We start from the raw sequence: 16,467 nt of genomic DNA on the forward strand, positions 1-16,467 counted from the left end.
ATACACGCAGCACCCGCACACTCCCGGCCCGGTGCCGGACTCGCGGTGGACTTCTTGCGGGAAGACCTGGCCTATTCGAGGGTTTCGAGCATATTGCGAAGCGTCTCGTCGAGAGTCGGCTCGGTGATATGAACGGGCGGCCTGTTCGTCGGCGGCACCTCTCTGGCTTTCGGTGTCGGGGTTTCGGCCGAAATACCTGCCTGGGCCGCGGCCGTAGCGACGACGTACGCGGGACGCAGCTCTTCGGGCAAATCTTCGGGCTCGACAGACGACAAGACCTCCGCCAGATCCCACCAGTTGCCGTAACGGGCTGTGTATGCTCGCCGTGCCGGCTCGTCGAACAGCCATGCGCGGAGTTCGCCGTGCACCACATCGGTCATATCCTCGTGGATCGTCCGCAAGCGTTCGGGTGCTCCCGGTACCTCCAGGTCGGTCAGCAGTTCTGCTAGCTCGCTGAGGTCCGACCACAGATATCCGAGCTGGCCTTGCGCGCGCGACCTGTCGGCGATGGCCTCGTCGAGTAGTTTGGGCCCTAGCCGAAGGCGCTGCTCCGCTGGGATCAGCTCGGTTGCCGCGAGGTGGGCAGCGAGGGTGATGAGATGACGCGGTTCGCAGTCGCCGATCCGGCCGGAATCTGCGTTCTCGATCTTGTCCGCAATAAATCCGGCCAGGACCCGGGAGTCGATGACGACCGCGACCTTCAGGTAGTAGTCCAGGTCGATCGTCCAGTTGCCGTCATCGTCTTCGTCGCCCCAGTCGTCGTCTCTAAGCGCCTCCTCGAAGGACGGTCTCTCGGTTTCGGCGTATTCGCGAAGGAACAAGTCCGTCAGGTCGTCGACGCGTGTGCGCAACGCGTCCCGCAGGACGCTGTGCGAGCGCAGGAACGCGAGCGAGACCAGATGGTGGAGACGTGGAGCGTCGATGATCGTCCCGAGCAGCTCGTCAAGGGAGACCAGCTTCGATTGGACCCGGCTCAGTAGATAGTCTCGAATGGACGGGTTGTGAAAGGATACGATTACGGGTGCGGTTTCACCTTCAAGCCCGATCGGGTCGAACAGGCGCGAGGTTTCGATCATTGAGCCGTCGAGGACTTTCACCGCGTCGTGGAACTGCCGGCGGTCGTCCGACTGCCTGAGAGCGATGCGATAGCTGCGCCAGGCGTCGTGGAGGTCGTCGAGCTCCGTGTCCCGGCCGAAGGTGAACAGCACCTCGAGCAGGTGGACGGCGGAAGCGTCAAGCTGCTGTTCTATGACGCGTGCCCAGATTCGCTCTGGGTTCTCGAAGTTGAGGAGCAGGGCTTCGGCCACTTCCGCGGTGCCGTCACGGCCGGCGAGGCGCAGGGTATTCGCCACGAGTCGGGGACTGAAGTTGCGGTGCCAAAGGAGATCGCGCCACTGCGACGGGACGGCGAACTTTCTCTTCTCAGAGGCTGAGATTTCGGAGTAGTAGACGTGGTTGTACAGGATGTTGGCACGGATATCCACGCTGTAGGCGTCCGTCCCGACATCGCACGTGAGCGGTTCGAGGTCGCCGTCGTCCAAAGTCTCGTGGCGATGCTTGGCCTCCCGCAGGATGTACTCGCGTGTGGTGAGGACCAGCAGTTTCCCCGGCGTCTTCCGGATCCGGCGAAGGACCCCGAGCAGCCGACGATCCTCGTTTTTTCCGAGGTGGTGGTCGAAGGCAATTTCGCCCAGGAAGTCGTCGTAGAAGAACAGCTGTGGACTTTTGGGAAGCCACATTCTGTCGATTTCGCTGATTTCCCGCGTCACGTCGACCACCTGGTAACCTCCTTCCAGATGGAGGCGGGCGAGCATCTTCGCGAGCGTCGACTTGCCGATGCCCGGGATACCCGCCAGTAGGCAGACTGACTCTCGCTCGAGAAGCTCCCGGGCTGCGTCGAAGGTGGGGGTCGGGACGAACGTCATCGCGGCGTCGTCGAGCTCACTAACTAGGTCTTCCGAGCGGAGCAGCGCGTCCTGGTTCAGCACCGCATGCAGGACAGCGGTACTGGTCAGCCACAGCCGAAGGTGGCGCTGCACGAGTGCCGGGCGCTTGCGCAACTCCTCGGTGAGCTGCTCCGCGCCGTACAAGTCGCCAGTACTGTGGACGTATGGCGCGAGGTCTTCAAGGAGGGTGTCCTTCGCGTCTACGGTCAATTCGACGGTCGTGGCGAGGATGTACCGTGCAGGCCGCAGTTCTGTGATCTTGGCCCGCTCCTTATCGCGCATGTGGGCGAGCAGCTTGGCACGGCCGCTGCGGGCCCAGTGCTTGCACTGGATCACGACGTCGCCGGCGTCGCCGGTCATGTGCCGAAGGTCGATCCCGCGGTCGACGCCGCGGGCTAAGATCTCGATCTTTAGACCCAGGATCTCCTCAAACAGGTCCCGGCAGACCACTTCGAAGTCGTAGTCACTCAGCCGTCCCAGATCGAACGAATCCATCCGCCCATTCTGCCCGGCGCTCAAGGGCGTCGCAGCGGGCGCCCTTGAGCGTGAGCCCGCGGCGGCGGGGTGCCGTGGTCGAAGTCGCTGTTGAAACCGGTCGTGACGGTCTTACCTGGCGCCGGGCCGTGTTGCAGTCCGCGGCTGTCACGGTGACCCGGTCGCCGTGCTGGGAGATAGTCGCCGTCTCGGCCGGGCGAGACCGCCGGCTGGCGGATAGCATCAAGGTCAGCGTCCACGGCGCACCGACCTTTGTTGGTGACGGCGACCGCCGCGGTGAAGCTGTCGTTCCACTGCCCCGGGGCACTACGCCAAGTAGACGGGTCGTAGAAGCCGAACTCGACTCGCCATCGAGCCTGATCCGACGACGTCCTGAACAGCTAACATGCCTGATCAGACCAATGTGAGCGCTGTGGTTATCGAGCAAGATCGTCCACGGTCGATCTTCGGCCGTGACTATTTGCTCCTAACTTCATAGACGCTCACCTCAAGAGTATCTTAGATGCTAAGGGTTGTTTCGAGCGAGCAAGATCGTCCTCGGACACTGGGCTCGTGTCCCTAGGGACACGAGCCTTGCCAGCCAGCTGAGGCGTGATGACTTCCGCGATGTCGGTGCTCTCTGCTATGCCTTGAGCATGTTTGTCCACGGGGGGCGTCGCCGAACTGGCTGATCAGCTCGAGTCTGCGCCGGCGGGTTCGTCGCTCGTTGTGCTGAACGTTTTGTCCAGTTGTACGAGCGGCCGCCTGGTGACTCTGAGGAGCTGAGCTGGCACAACAGCTGGCCTTGGCTGTTCCACATGTTCGGGCAGGCAGGGCTCGGCGATCTGCGGCTGCCGCTGGAGTACGAGCTGCCCGGTAGCGGGCAGCGAGTCGATGCGCTGCTGCTGGGCGGCCGCCCTGGCGGCGGGGTCACTGCCGTGGTCGTGGAGCTCAAACAATGGACCGAGGTGGATTCCACGACCTCGTTGTTCACCTGGACTCGCGGGGTGAAGTACACCCATCCGTGCCGCCAGGCGGCCGCCTATTGCCACTGCCTGACAAACTGGGTGGACGACCCCGAACGGAAGCTCGAGGTGCGCGCTGCTGCCTACCTGCATGACGCCGACAGCAACGTGGTCGCCGTCTTGCGTGATGCGGTCGCAAGTAGTTCGGGCAGCCGCGACGTCTGCATGCTCGGGCGGGACGAGGTCGAGTTCGCCTCGAGCCCCGAGGCGCTGGCCGTGATGCTCGGCGCGGAGGGTCTTGAGCCCCCGCCGAAGCGCAGGTGCGGCGAATCCTTGAGGCACGTCATGACCAATCGGGGCGGGTTGCTTTGTCGCGGAACTTGGCAAGTTCCTCCGCTGCAAGGGTGAGCTTCCCGTCGGAGGGCAAATGGACTTGCCCCCACTTGAAGGCCTTGTCTAGTTCGATGTTGAGGTACCTGAACGGCACCGGCGCATCGGCAAGGAGATCGCAGGCGCGTTCCTTCCGGCCGGCGGGTTCGAGGCCCTTATCACGCCGGAAGTCTTCATTGGCGACCCAAAGACTGATGATCGTGTCATCCATCCATCCGTCCACACGGAACAGAGCGTCGGCCAGTGGGTGCACGCGCACGTCAAACCCTCGCGAGCGCAGCGTCACAACCGTGAACACTTCACGCAGGAAGCTGTAGTAAGCGTTGCCGAATCGCCACTGCAGCGCGCGGTCCGCAAGTTGTTCGGTAACGCCGTCCTGCACGATCCGGGCAACGAGTTCGCGGGTTTCGCTGCCGATCAGGTCCACTCCCTCGTCAGAACGGAAGAAGAATCTGCTGATCTTCTGCCAGGTCGGCAGCTCTTTCTGCTGTTCGAGGTAGTGGTGCATGAGGTGGGTGAAGGCGAAGCGGGGATACCAGTCGCGGGCTTTCGGGACGCGTTCGGCATCCTCCCGGGACGCGTCGGCGAGAGCGTGGGAGGTGCTGCCGCATACTCGGCGGACGTCGTCGAGGGTCAGTCGGTACAACTCGACAGTCGTGTGGTTGCTGACCAGCTCCACGACCTGCGCGCGCGACTTGTCGGCACGCCAGCTGTCGTATTTGCTTCTTGTGGCCGGCGTGACCTGGAAGGTCGCCACCACCTCCTCCGCCGTGGTGACCGTCGGCCGGTTCGACCACTCGTCTGTCCAGGTCTGCGGTTCGTGACTCATGCCGGGACGGTATCGAGGACCCCCGACACTTTCTCACACTTGTGGGTGACACACGCATGTCGGCCGACACGGTCAGCGGCGGATGTAGTCTTGCCATGACGCGAATACAGAGGATTTCGCAGACGGGAGCCAAATGTCCACGGTTTCCGTTGTTCAGAAACTTCACTCGTAGCGGATTCGGGGTGCCGGATACGTAGGTTCATCCGCTTTCGCGAGGGCGTACGTCCCTCGGGGACGCTGCAGGTGCAGTAACTGCAGGGGGCGGCGACGGCGACCGGCTCGATTTGAATACCGGCCAGCCGTCTCGCGGCATCCGTTCCGTGCCCGGATCGTCACGCACCGACCTGTTCGGGATGCGATCACAAGGCGTTGTCGACGTCGCCCGAGGGGAGCGAGCGGGAATCGGTCGTCGAGGACTGCCTGCAGAAGGTCGGCCGGCTGCGCGGGCAAGAGCTTGTCTGTGCACCTCGAGAGCGCGGCGGTTGACCACCAGCGGCGCTCGATGAGACCGGCCCGCTCGTTGGCTGTGTGCTGGAGCGCGACTTGTGGCGTCGTGCGGGCGAGGTAGACGTGGTCGAGGCGGCGGTGTTGTCGGTCGCGGTAGTGAAGCGGCTTTCGCGGATCCAGAGCTTGCGGCGGATCTCGTCGAGGACGAGGCCTGCTACCTCGGCGATTTCGCGGCTGGCGGCGACCAAGACCTCGGCGAGAAGCTCGAGGACACCGCAAGGGAGTTCGCGCCAGTGGCGGTCGGGTCGCGGGCGTGGATGAGCAGGACTTCGTCGGCGTTGTTGGGGAGCAGGACGCGGGCGCCGACCCGCAGGGCCGGTTCGCTGGCGACGGTCATCCGGTGGGTGTCTTCGTGTTCGAGGGCTCACTGATGGCAGGCAGGAGCTTCCTGGCTAGTACTGCGTTACCTCGCGGTCCGCGGCCGGGTCGGAGGCTATCAGCAGCGTGGTCGCGGTGAGCGTCAGCTGGGTGGTGAGTCCTAAATGGTCCGTGAGTGCTGGGTTCCCGGATCGGGTGTGGTGGATGTAGGAGCAGTTGGTGAGGTGGGTGAGGAGCGGCGTGGAGGTGTTGGCGTGGTCGTAGCGGTAGCCGAGTTCGGTGCGGCGGGCCCAGCTGTGCTCCTTGGTGGTTGGGTGCAGCGCGCGAAAGAGGTCGATGAGGCCGTGCCGGTTGATGAGCGCGGTGTAGAAAGCGGTCTCGAACAGCGCGAACTCGCCCGGGTGGGATGGCACGTGTCCGGGTTCGGGCTCGCTGGAGGTGATTGTGCTTACCAGCCTCAGCAAGGCCTATGCGAGGCTGGGCCGGAGCGACCTTGTCGCTCAAGCCGAGCGACGGCGACGAGAGCTTACGGGCCGACAATAAGCGGATGCGACTGAAGTAAGTTGCCTTTGGCTCGGCAAGCACCTCAAGCTCAGACGCTGACTGCTGCGGTCCGTCTTCGACAGAAATCTCCTTCAGCTGTTACGGCAGCATGAGCCGTGTAGATAGTGACCAAGATCGTCCTCGGACGTTACTGGCTGTCGCTCCCGTTTGACGTCAGCCCCCGGTCGTCTGCCTGCAGCATGTCGATCGCCGGCCGGGTCCGTCACCGAAGCCGTTACAGGTTTCCTGGCGTGTAAAGGTCAGTGCGCGCAAGCCGAATGACGTGACACGAGGGGTTGCAGTGGAGTTGAACGACAAACGGTGCGGCGCATCGCGGGAGCGGCCGCGCGTTGCGACGAGGGCAGCCGGTCAACCTGCCACCGCCCCCAATGTCCTAGTCAACGTCTTCGGCACAATTGTGCTCAAAGCACGGTACTATAGCTCACTTTCGGCCCAATAAGGGATGAAGGAAAGCTTCGCGCTGTCGTTTGGTTCAAGCGGCAGGTCCCTCGTAGCTTCCAGCTGCGTCCTCAGAGTTCGTCAACCGTGAGCATGGTCGTGATCATGTCGGCTGGAAGGTCGTCCAACTGCGCCGCGCGCGCAGCTGATTCCGCCGTTAGCTCGCGGTAGCCATCTGCGGCGAGCCATTTGTTGATTTCGGCCAAGACGAGTGGCACGGACACCATGCGGGCCGGCATCCCGGGGCGCCGCCAGAGCTCGTCAAATCGTCCTGGCCCGTCGGCGTGGAGGCTACTGAAGCGCTGGTGTTGGCGAGACCAGTGCACGAACGCCTCGCTGCGTGCATGCTGGATTGCCGTCTGCAGGTGGTCGTGCATGGCGTACTCGTCGGTCCGTGCCGCACGGGCAAGTACGGCAGCAGACAGGAACACATTGCCGAGCTCTCGCTGGCGCCAGACGTGCACATAGATCCCGTCGGACTGCAGTTCTTCGGCGAGTTTCGCGTTGAATTCCTGTGGTCGGCTATCGTCACTCAGCAGGACCGCGAGTGACGCGGAAGAGGCGAGGACGTCGCGAGCGATCCACCGCAGAGGCTCGGGACTAGCCCAGGTTGAAAACGAGCGAAGCTGTACGACCGTGAGATCTGACTCCGTTGCTAGCTTCGCTGCTCCGGCGGTCCTAGCAATGGCTCGCAGTGCTCTAGTATCTGCACCTTCGACCGCGACCACTACTCGACTGCGAAGGGACCGCGCGAGCGCTAGATTGTAGTTACTGCCAAGGCTGTCAGCCAGCGACTTCGGAATGGCCTTCGCCCCACTCCGGCGGGCGCGCCGAGTGGTCCTGTCGACCCAAAGCACAGAGGCAGGAAGTGCCTCGGTTACTAATTCTGACGAGTGGCTGGCGATGACGACTTGAGGGCCGAGATCTTCCAGCAGGCGCACTAGCCTGCGCTGCAGGTCGGGGTGCAAGTACACCTCTGGCTCGTCGAGGACCACGGTCGTAGCACCTCGAGCGCGGTAGAGATGCCACAGTAGTTGCAGCCAGATCTGCAGTCCATCACCAGCCCAGGCGATCTCTTTCGGCACACGGCTGCGACGTTCGCCATAAAACACGGCCATCCGATTGATGGACGGGTCGAAAACGACGTCCTCGATGGTGATCTCTGGCAGCCACGGCCGTGCGAACGCGACGAATTCATCGAAACCGCCATCCGTGCGGAGCAGGCGCAGGTGGTTGCGGAAGTGGCGGCTCGCGAGGCGGGTGTCGGCTTTGTCCTTGACGTACTGGATATTTTTAAGGTCCTCGAAATGGTCGAGCGGCGTTATAACAGGAACAGCAAAAATTGGTGGACACAGTGAGGCGATGGCCGACGGCGACGTTGGCCGACCTGGTACTTCGAGCCAGAACCTGCCGTCAGCCCTCCCATCCTCGTCCTCTTCAGGCCAGCTCATGTGCAGAGCGGCACCAGAAATCCATTCAATGTCGACGCGGGCTTCGGCGGTGCCGAAGTCGAAGCGCACTGGGTCTTCTGCCTCGGAACTGGTCGGCACGGGGATGGGGAACCCTTTGCAGGACCGGTGCTGGTCGACGAATCCGATGGTTGGCTTGCGGCGCCGGGCGAGCTTCAGGCACTTCTCGGCCAAACCAAGAGCTTCGATTATGGTGGACTTGCCGGCGCTGTTCGGGCCTACCAGGAAGGCGTGCGGATATAGGCCTGCTTCGAAGTGCTCGAAACCGCGGTACCTTGTCAAGGTGACACGTTTGATCATCGCGAGCTGGTCGCCTGTCCCTGGTTGGGTGACACAGTGGTAACACCGTGCCGACGCTGGAGTTCGCTGGCGGCGTAGCGCGCAACTTCGCTTCGCGAGTCAGGAGGCAGTGCGCAGTACCTGGACCAGAGCTCCTCGGCGCTGCTGCGGTCGCGCCAACCGGTGCTGACCCAGCGCGCGAAGTCCTCAAGGCTGCTGTCGCGCAACGCGGAGACGGCGGCGCTGAGAACTTCGATGTCCGCCTCGACCTCGCCGGCGGCTTGGCCGGACATGCACCTCTCGCATAATGCCCTCAGGTGGGGCGCGCCGCCACCATTGCGGGACGTCCGCTGCACTGACAGCTTTGCGGTGCGCATCCTGTCGTCCGAATACAGCTCACCCGCACCGATCCCACAGAAACGGCAGGCATATCCGTCGGCCTCAAGGGTTCTGACCCTGTCCCTGTCGCTGACCGCTACTTGTCGGCTGCGATAGCCCACCGTCCACACGTGGCCACCCACGGTGACTAGCCGCAGCTCGTCAAGAGACAACGAACGGTCCTCGCGGTACGTGGTGATTTGCCATCCTTCGGCGCGTAAGGATCGCATCCGGCGGTCAATCTGTTCGACGCCGGGGAAGGCTTCGCGCAGCTGGGCCTTAGTGAAGGTGCCACCCTCCCTCACCTCGGTGAACAGCCATAATGCGACGCGAGTCCGGGCACCTGCGCTGGATTCACGCCAGTCGGGGATTGAAACGTCCATCTTCGTAACACAATCCTTATAGTTCGGTGGCGGGTACTGTGGGAGATGACGGATCGCGTTGTGCTTTGCTAAGAACCTTACAACGCTGAGACGCAAGGGGTGTTCATGTCACTCGCCGACCTCAGGCCGGCTGGGGCCGCTCATGTCGAGTCGGTGATCGAGCAGCGCCTGGCCGCGGTGACCGAGCAGGCAGGACTGAAGGAGACCGTCACGATCGAGTGGCGCGATCAGAAGCTGCCGATCGAGGTGATCTCGATGCCCCTTGAGCTGCTGTACTACAACCCTGTCACTCACCGTATCAGGGCCCAGCGGACGCTGGATGCCGAGCGTGACCTGGAGTTGGACAGGGATCCGTTCGGTGATGCAGCGCAGGCTTATCTGCATTCACTGCTGATGGGCGACCCAGCCTCACCAGCGAAAGTGGACTCGAGCTTTGAGGCGCTCCAAGCAGACCTAGCACAACACGGGCAGACCGAGCCGGGTCTCGTGACTCGTCAGGGTGTGCTGATAAACGGCAACACGCGCCGGGCGGCGCTTCGGGAGCTTAGCCAGCAGCACATGCGGGTAGGGGTCCTGCCGAAAGATGCAGGTATGGCCGACCTCCAGGCGATCGAGCTGTCGTTGCAGCTGCGCAAGGACCACAAGCGTGACTACTCGTTCATGAACTTCCTACTCGCGATTGAGGAACGGATCCGCGCCAACCGCAAGCCGGCCGAGATCCAACGGGACTTCAGGATTCAGGCCGCGAAGTATGAGCGGGCGGTGTGGATTTTAGCGTTTGTCCAAGAAGCGATCGACCGCAGCACTATTGATGTCGACGGAACGACAGCTTCACTTCGCCTGGTTGACTTTGAGACCCATCAGGGCAAGTTGGAGGAACTCTACACGGCGTACAAGAAACAAAAGCTCACCGACCCCGACGCCGCTGAGGCGCTGCGGGAGCAACGCCTTCTGGCACTGGCTCTGAACAAGTCGAAGACAGATTTACGCCTCATTGAGCCCGACTTCGCGGCGACCTACTTGAAGTCTTATCTGCCGACGGGAGATGCTGTCGTCGACGTGCCTGTTCGCAGGATCCCCGGAACATCGATCCAGGCGCCTGCGCGGAGTCAGTCTGTCGATGCACTGCGGGAAGCAACAGATAAGATTCTCAAGGCCTCTGCTGTCAAGATCCTAGGTAATAGCGCTCCGGCTTCTCTGCTAGAGGACGCAGGCCAGACACTCATAAGTGCGGATGCCGCCGTGGAAGCTGCCTTGGAAAAGGCTGGCAAGACCGACCGGGTGAAGAAGAAGCGGCTGGGACCGTCGGAGCGGCTCTCAGACGCTAATGACGACCTTGGGCTCTGCCTGAAAGCTATCGCGGATGCTCGCTCGACGGGCAACTTCCAGCCCGAGGACCTAGATGAGCAGCTCGCATCTCTGCGCACTAACCTGGCCAAGCTCGCCCAGCTTGCGTCGCGCGGCGGTTACACTCCCGGATCCGCTGTTGGTGTGGACTGGCTGCGCGCTCTGTCGTCTTTGCCCTATTCTGAAGGTCCGCAGTAATGCTCCACCTCAGATTCGCCGTCCAGGCAGGACGTGTCGAGGTCTCCTGCGGCCTGGAATCGGTCGCCCATCTGCGCGACCTGCAGGTCCGTTACCCGACTAGTTCCGGGCTGGCCGCCACCACGTTCGAGCTCGACCTAGACGACCTGCTGCTCAACCTCGACGAGCTACTGCGGTGGCCCGAAGACGACCCCGATGTCACCTGGCAGCCCGAGCTCTTGCGTCTGGTCGAGTCCAATGAGAGCGATGCACAGTCAGCAAGCGCTCGGCTTGAAGCCGGGTCCATTACTCCTGGCTCGCTGGATCCGGCGAGTCTCGGTGAGCCTTGGGTCGCCCCGCTCGCAGACTTCCAACGCCGCGACGCCGCAAAAATACTTCAGATGGCGCACGGCGCGAACTTCAGCGTCCCTGGTGCCGGCAAGACTCGCGTCGCGCTCGCACTGTTCCACGCTCGGCGCAAAGCCGGAACTGTAAGGCAGATGCTTGTCATCTGCCCCAAGTCTGCTTTCGAAAGCTGGCAGTACGAGACGGGCATCTGCTTCACGGACAGCACTGCTCTGGCTGTAATGGACAGTCCGGCAGTCCCCTCTGCAGACATCGTTCTGATCAACTATGAGCGGCTCCCGGACGCGCTGCCCGTCCTCCTAGCTTGGCTGCGCTGCCAACCGACTTACCTCGTGCTCGACGAGGCGCACCGCATGAAGAGAGGCCCGCTGGGGGCCTGGGGTAGCGCCTGCCTGACTCTGGGGCCCTATGCCTCTAGCCGACTGATTCTCACCGGCACTCCGGCTCCAAACGGCGCGAGGGACCTGGCTAACCTCATGGGCTTCGTATGGCCAGGTCGCGGGCGCCGTGCGGTCTCAGCCGCGTTGGATGGTAATGACCTGCGGAAGGCTAGCGCTCAGTTGCGGCCGCTGTTCGCCCGCACCGCCAAAAGTGATCTGAACTTGCCGCCAGTATCTAATACTGTCCGGGTACTGCCGCTGCCGGAACTGCATCGTGAGCTTTACCAAGCGCTGCTTGGTCAAGCTTCAGGTCGCTGGGGTGACGACGTAAACGGCGATATCGAAGCGCTCGGCAGGATCGTCTTGTACCTGCTTATGGCTGCGACCAGCCCAGCTCTGCTGGCCACGGGTGGAAGTCGCTACGAGCCTTTGCCCTATAGGGTTCCGCCGCTTTCACCTCCGGCGGGATCCACGCTCGGCACCCTGATGCGTGACCTGCCAAACTACGAGATGTCTTCGAAATTTCAGGAAGTCGTCAAGATTGTTAGTGATAATGCGGCATTGGGACGTAAGACGCTTGTCTGGTCCACCTTTGTTCGCAATCTCACCTCGCTCCATCGTCTACTGGCGCCTTTCGGTCCAGCCGTTGTCCACGGGGGGACTGAAGACCGTGAAGAACAATTACGGCGCTTCCGCTCTGATCCTGGCTGTGCAGTTTTGCTGTCTAATCCTGCAACGCTAGGTGAGGGCGTCAGTCTACACCATGCATGCCACGACGCCGTCTATGTCGACCGCGATTTTGCTGCTGGGCGCTATTTGCAGAGCCTCGACCGAATTCATCGGCTTGGCCTCAATCCCGATACAGAGACTCGCATCACTGTCCTGATCTCTGAAGGCACCATCGACGAGATTGTCAACGTCCGCCTCGCTTCGAAACTCCAGTTCATGGGCGGCGTGCTGGATGATCCAGCTGTACTGCAGCTGGCAGACCTTGAAGAGGAACCTTCAGCTTCGGCTGGTATGGACGAAGCCGACCTACATGCACTCTTGTCGCACTTGCGTGGGCAAAATGCTTCCTCCTGAAGGTGTTCTGGCCGCGGCCTCCCGTTGGCTTGAGCTGCTCCGGCTCGGTACGTCCGTTGACAATGCCTGGGGACTGATCCGGAACACTCCGCGGTTCGCAGACCTCTCTGCGACACAGTACGTCGCCGCGTTCGAATGGATTAATGGCCTCGGGCTCTTGCCTGCGCTCTCGGGGCAAGAGCCTGTGTCCGCCGGTCAGCTGTTCAAGACCGCAATCAGCTCACTCGATCCCGTTTGGTTAACAGATGCCGATGTGCTTCTAGATGACCCGTCAGATTTGCCCTTTGACGCGATCCGGATGGCAGAACTCTTCATGGTCTCGGAGAAACACATCCTTCCGCTCATCCAAGGCGTCGGCCGTAAAGCAGATCCTGAACTCACGGCACGCATCGGACTCGCTGGAGAGAGGGCACTCGTCACCCTTCTGGAACAGAAGCTTCCCGGCTCGGCTCGCCACGTTTCAATCGTAGACGACACGCTTGGTTATGACATTATCTTTCTTGCCGAACATGAATCTCACATTGAAGTCAAGAGCACTGTTCGCCGCGGCCGACTTACTGTACACCTCAGCAGGCATGAGTTTGAAGCCGGAATCGTCGATAACTCTTGGGTGTTGGTTGTTGTCGGATTAGACTCCGAGTATCGGCTCACTGCACTTGCGACTGTATGTAACGACGTGCTGCGGCAACGTGTACCGCGCGACGCCTCAAAACTTGGTCGCTGGGAATCTGTCGCAATCGAACTACGGCCTGGTGACCTAATTAGGGGCCTTGTGTTGGCAAGTAATTGCCCAGTCAGCTTTGGCGACCATGTAAACAGGCAAGCGAGTAAGTTTTCATGGATGCCGCTGCTGATTTAGCTCAATGACCGTTCTTAACTATCGCCACCGACCATATCGAGTCAATGTTGGGCGAATTCTCTGAGTTTAATGGCTTTGGTAGGGCCGAAGCCGGATTTAGTGCTGGAATCCCCACTTCTGCGGGAGGGGTTTACCGGGCTGCGTCAGCTCAGTCTCGATCACTATTAATTGAAAATAGCTCACCTTCTGACTTTGGGCGGACGTCGCGAGGCGCCGTCTCGGCGACGCCCTTTGTCTTGGTGGACTGTGAGCTGCGGCTTGTGGCAAGCTCAGTCCCGGTAAGGTCTCTTCGCGAATCGCGTCACTGCCTTGAAGTCATACCGAAGCCAGCTGCTCATCGAGGCGCTGTCAGGCTGTAGCTGGCGAGTAAGACCGTCCATGATCTGTCAAGCCGGGCGTGCAGCCGACGGTTGATCAAATTAATGATTGCTTAGATGCGCAGCCTCTTAGAAGGTAAGGGTTGTTTGTATCGAGCAAGATCGTCCTCGGACACTCAACTACCCCATGGGGCCGCGGGTTGCTTCGGGTCCAGCTGTGGAGAACCTGCAGGTCGACTGGGAAGTTGCAGGCGTGTAGATAGTGAGCAAGATCGTCTCGGGCACTCAATTACCCATAGAACCGCGCGCCGCGGCCAAGTCAGAGTAACAGCAGTTGCTCCCCGGTGGTCTCGTCTGCTGCGGGACGTACACGCAGTGAACTGCAGGTTCTGGCTTCTCGTGTGGGGCCGCCACACATGATCGTTAGGTCGTTCGATCTCAGGTAGTCGGCGATCGCGGACCCATCATCACTGACAGTCTCAGCGAATTGCACGCGGAGATCGTGGAGTAGGTGGTCTTCGCGGACGTAGACGTTCTTGGCTAGTTCTGGTGGGCGGTTGCGGGTACTGGTGTGGCCGTGCCGGCAGCGGTAGCCCGGGCGTCCGTTCACCCAGTGCGAGTCCAGCCGGCGGCCCGCCACGGTCCAGGGACCACCATCCGCCGTGGTCTGGTAGCCGTCGACCGACCTCTGGCAACTTCGGGCTGCCCGTGACCGGATGTCAGTCGTCGAAGGAGAACCGGCGGGCCAGGGGCAGCCAGTCGAGGTAACGGCTCATCTCCTGCGGGAGCTCGTCGATTCCGCGGACCGCGGCGGCTATCTCAGCGATCTTCGGGTCCGGCCAGTCGTGCGCCACCGCTTCGTCCCACGTCTTCAACTCGAAATGCTCCACCGAAGCGAACAACTCCGCCGCCGTGTGGGCGTCGGCGGCGTGCAGGGCGAGCAGGACGATGACGGCTTTGGCCGGCTCCGCGTCGCCGTCGACGAATTCGGACAGCTCGACGTTGGTCAGCCGCGAACGGATGAGCCGGTAAAGGTTGAGGAGGCGCTTCGCGGTGCGGGGCGTGGGTACCAGCTTCCCGACTCCGCACAGGAAGTCCACTTCGACACTGGACAGGTCCAGCTGTTGCGGACGCACGTCGACTTCCGACGTGTTCGGCCCGGCGGTCGGCGGGAGCTCCGCCACCAGGGCGTCCAAGGTGTTCCGGGTCGTGGGTGACCGCGGGCGGGTGGGCGCCATGCTGCGGATCAGGCCGCGGTAGGCGTCCTCGTTCATGGCGGACAGCTGGAACGGCACCTGGAAGATCTTCTCCAGGTACTGCTCGGGAGCCAGGTCTGTGAGCAGGTCCGCGTAGTGGGTGGCGATCGCCTTCCGCAGCCAGCGGGGGTCGACGCCGACGACCACGACGAACACAGGCAGCGCGACCAGCAGGTGGATCGCTTCCAGCACCTTCACGACCACGTCGCTGGGGCAGCGGTCGAGGTCGTCGACGTACAGCACGACCCGCTCCAGGCCACCGCCGTCCTCCCGGGCGAGGATCGCGGCGAACGTCTCCAGGTCGCGCCGCAGGAGGGAGACGACGCCGAGGTGCTGCCGGTAGTCGTCGCTGGCGTAGCGGGACTTGGCGAATGCGGTCGCGTTGCGCCCGGGCGCGAGGTCGCCGACAGCCCGCTCGAGGCGGTCGGCCTCCGCGTCGAGCTCGGCGAGCCGCTGGTCGGTTGCCTGGTCGGCGCGGTCCGCCGCGTCCCTGATCCGCCGGACCGCCTTCCGGACGGTGGCGATGGTCGGGGTGGCCGCGGCGAGCACCGAAACTGCGCTGACGACGGCCGGCCACAGCGGTCCACGGACCACCACGGCCAGCACCACCGCGAACGCCAAACCGACGGTGAGCGTCGCCCAGGCGCGGACGTTGCCGCGCAGCAGCTGCCACCCGCGCCGGATTTCGGTCGTGGCGTCGGCTGCCTCGTCGGCGAACTCCCGGATCTGGTCGGTGGTGGCGGTCTCGACCCCGGTTTCCTGGGCGATCCACGCGAAGTCGTCGGCGGTGAGGCCCAGCCGGACGGGGGCACGTTCGTGCCTCGCCGCAACGAGCATGCGCTCCAAGCGCACGGTGCTGAGCTGCGTCAGCAGGGAGTGCTCGGTGCGGCGCAACTCGGCGAGCTCGTCGGCGCGGCGGCTCAGGTCGTCCTCCGAGCCGCTGGCGGCGATGTTGTCGAAGATCTGCGTCGCGAGGCTCGCCCAGAGGTTCGCCTCGGCGTAGTGCCATGCGTTGAAGGTGATCTGCCGGACGGACGAGCAGAAGGTGGAGATTTCCGGCCCACGACGTCCCGCGGCACGTTCGGCGCGTTCCGCGGCCTTCGCCGTCGCCCGGATCCGGCTTTGCATGCTGCGCATGAAGAAGCTCTTGCCGGTGCCCCAGTTCCCGAACAGGCCGATGGACAACGGCGGCGCGATCAGGCGCGAAGCGACGAGGTCGGCGAGCATGTCGACGTCGGCGACGATGCCCATCCGGTCCTGGCCGTCGTCGGTGTCAGCGTGGAAACCCGCCGCGTGCCGGGCGAGCGGCATTTCGAAGCCGTTGTACGGCGTTACAGGCTCTTCGGCCGGAGCCTTGACGGCCGACCCGGAAGCATCGGTGACCGGAGCCGAAATGGCTCCGGCCAGAACGTCGTCACGGCGCTTCCGGTACTCGTCGGCCGTCACTTTCCCGCTGGCAAGCTGCTCGTCGAGTAGACGGAGCTCTTCCTGCCAGGTCATTTGCGTTGCCTCCCGGATGTCCGGCCATTTCCGCCAGGCCGGATGTCGTTTGCACCTCCGGGCGCGTTACGGTCGCCCGGGAAGTATCCCCCCGATCCGGAAGGAGCTGACGACCGTGGCAGGTCTGCACGTCGGCTGCGCGATGTGGACGCACAAGGCGTCGCCCGGGCGGTTCCTGCCGGCCGCCCTTGCACCGGGCCACAACTCGACCTTGGTTCGCTGACCTGCCGTTTTGCCATCGC

11 protein-coding genes are annotated in these 16,467 nt (G+C 62.8%); 4 read left to right on the top strand and 7 right to left on the bottom strand.

The genetic code is table 11. The annotated features are described in order from the left end of the window. Nucleotides 1-71: 71 nt before the first annotated feature. Nucleotides 72-2,441, bottom strand: a complete 2,370-nt coding sequence (locus ACZ4TR_RS35965; protein WP_465292431.1) for an nSTAND3 domain-containing NTPase — start codon at nt 2,439-2,441, stop codon at nt 72-74. Between the two features lie 797 nt (nt 2,442-3,238). Here ACZ4TR_RS35965 and ACZ4TR_RS35970 point away from each other — a divergent pair. Next, nucleotides 3,239-3,793 (top strand): hypothetical protein, encoded by a 555-nt coding sequence (locus ACZ4TR_RS35970; protein WP_465292433.1) that lies wholly within the window; start codon nt 3,239-3,241, stop codon nt 3,791-3,793. Here the strand turns inward: ACZ4TR_RS35970 and ACZ4TR_RS35975 are convergent. The 5 genes from ACZ4TR_RS35975 to ACZ4TR_RS35995 all read right to left on the bottom strand — a co-directional run bounded on the left by ACZ4TR_RS35975 (nt 3,729) and on the right by ACZ4TR_RS35995 (nt 8,940). Further along, the gene (locus ACZ4TR_RS35975; protein WP_465292435.1) at nt 3,729-4,604 is read right to left on the bottom strand and encodes a hypothetical protein; all 876 of its coding nucleotides are present in this window, start codon (nt 4,602-4,604) and stop codon (nt 3,729-3,731) included. The genes ACZ4TR_RS35970 and ACZ4TR_RS35975 overlap by 65 nt on opposite strands. A gap of 661 nt (nt 4,605-5,265) precedes the next feature. Further along, nucleotides 5,266-5,448 (bottom strand): hypothetical protein, encoded by a 183-nt coding sequence (locus tag ACZ4TR_RS35980; RefSeq protein WP_465292437.1) that lies wholly within the window; start codon nt 5,446-5,448, stop codon nt 5,266-5,268. Between the two features lie 55 nt (nt 5,449-5,503). Further along, on the bottom strand, nt 5,504-5,842 hold the full coding sequence (locus ACZ4TR_RS35985) for a hypothetical protein (RefSeq protein ID WP_465292438.1): 339 nt from the start codon (nt 5,840-5,842) through the stop codon (nt 5,504-5,506). Between the two features lie 660 nt (nt 5,843-6,502). Beyond that, a complete protein-coding gene (locus ACZ4TR_RS35990) occupies nt 6,503-8,200 on the bottom strand; it encodes an ATP-dependent nuclease (protein ID WP_465292440.1) in 1,698 nt (565 codons plus the stop codon). After that, nucleotides 8,197-8,940 (bottom strand): 3CxxC-type zinc finger protein, encoded by a 744-nt coding sequence (locus ACZ4TR_RS35995; protein ID WP_465292442.1) that lies wholly within the window; start codon nt 8,938-8,940, stop codon nt 8,197-8,199. The genes ACZ4TR_RS35990 and ACZ4TR_RS35995 overlap by 4 nt, the downstream gene beginning before the upstream one ends. Before the next feature lie 105 nt (nt 8,941-9,045). Here ACZ4TR_RS35995 and ACZ4TR_RS36000 point away from each other — a divergent pair, with 105 nt between their 5' ends. The 3 genes from ACZ4TR_RS36000 to ACZ4TR_RS36010 are packed head-to-tail and all read left to right on the top strand — an operon-like array spanning nt 9,046 to nt 13,152. After that, a complete protein-coding gene (locus ACZ4TR_RS36000; protein ID WP_465292444.1) occupies nt 9,046-10,485 on the top strand; it encodes a ParB N-terminal domain-containing protein in 1,440 nt (479 codons plus the stop codon). Further along, on the top strand, nt 10,485-12,293 hold the full coding sequence (locus ACZ4TR_RS36005) for a DEAD/DEAH box helicase (RefSeq protein WP_465292446.1): 1,809 nt from the start codon (nt 10,485-10,487) through the stop codon (nt 12,291-12,293). The genes ACZ4TR_RS36000 and ACZ4TR_RS36005 overlap by 1 nt, the downstream gene beginning before the upstream one ends. Next, entirely contained in the window at nt 12,280-13,152 is an 873-nt protein-coding gene (locus tag ACZ4TR_RS36010) for a protein NO VEIN domain-containing protein (protein WP_465292448.1), read from the top strand. Before ACZ4TR_RS36005 ends, ACZ4TR_RS36010 begins: the two co-directional genes overlap by 14 nt. A 1,036-nt stretch (nt 13,153-14,188) precedes the next feature. On the opposite strand, the gene ACZ4TR_RS36015 is transcribed toward ACZ4TR_RS36010, so the two are convergent. Beyond that, nucleotides 14,189-16,225, bottom strand: a complete 2,037-nt coding sequence (locus ACZ4TR_RS36015; RefSeq protein ID WP_465292449.1) for a P-loop NTPase fold protein — start codon at nt 16,223-16,225, stop codon at nt 14,189-14,191. Nucleotides 16,226-16,467: the final 242 nt, after the last annotated feature.

The sequence above is a fragment of the Amycolatopsis sp. NPDC028719 genome, assembly GCF_055565395.1.

Bases quoted from the DNA above. Each gene is read 5' to 3' on its own strand.
- ACZ4TR_RS35965 (WP_465292431.1), bottom strand. From the start codon at position 2,441: ATGGATTCGTTCGATCTGGGACGGCTGAGTGACTACGACTTCGAAGTG.
- ACZ4TR_RS35970 (WP_465292433.1), top strand. From the start codon at position 3,239: ATGTTCGGGCAGGCAGGGCTCGGCGATCTGCGGCTGCCGCTGGAGTAC.
- ACZ4TR_RS35975 (WP_465292435.1), bottom strand. From the start codon at position 4,604: ATGAGTCACGAACCGCAGACCTGGACAGACGAGTGGTCGAACCGGCCG.
- ACZ4TR_RS35980 (WP_465292437.1), bottom strand. From the start codon at position 5,448: ATGACCGTCGCCAGCGAACCGGCCCTGCGGGTCGGCGCCCGCGTCCTG.
- ACZ4TR_RS35990 (WP_465292440.1), bottom strand. From the start codon at position 8,200: ATGATCAAACGTGTCACCTTGACAAGGTACCGCGGTTTCGAGCACTTC.
- ACZ4TR_RS35995 (WP_465292442.1), bottom strand. From the start codon at position 8,940: ATGGACGTTTCAATCCCCGACTGGCGTGAATCCAGCGCAGGTGCCCGG.
- ACZ4TR_RS36000 (WP_465292444.1), top strand. From the start codon at position 9,046: ATGTCACTCGCCGACCTCAGGCCGGCTGGGGCCGCTCATGTCGAGTCG.
- ACZ4TR_RS36005 (WP_465292446.1), top strand. From the start codon at position 10,485: ATGCTCCACCTCAGATTCGCCGTCCAGGCAGGACGTGTCGAGGTCTCC.
- ACZ4TR_RS36010 (WP_465292448.1), top strand. From the start codon at position 12,280: ATGCTTCCTCCTGAAGGTGTTCTGGCCGCGGCCTCCCGTTGGCTTGAG.
- ACZ4TR_RS36015 (WP_465292449.1), bottom strand. From the start codon at position 16,225: ATGACCTGGCAGGAAGAGCTCCGTCTACTCGACGAGCAGCTTGCCAGC.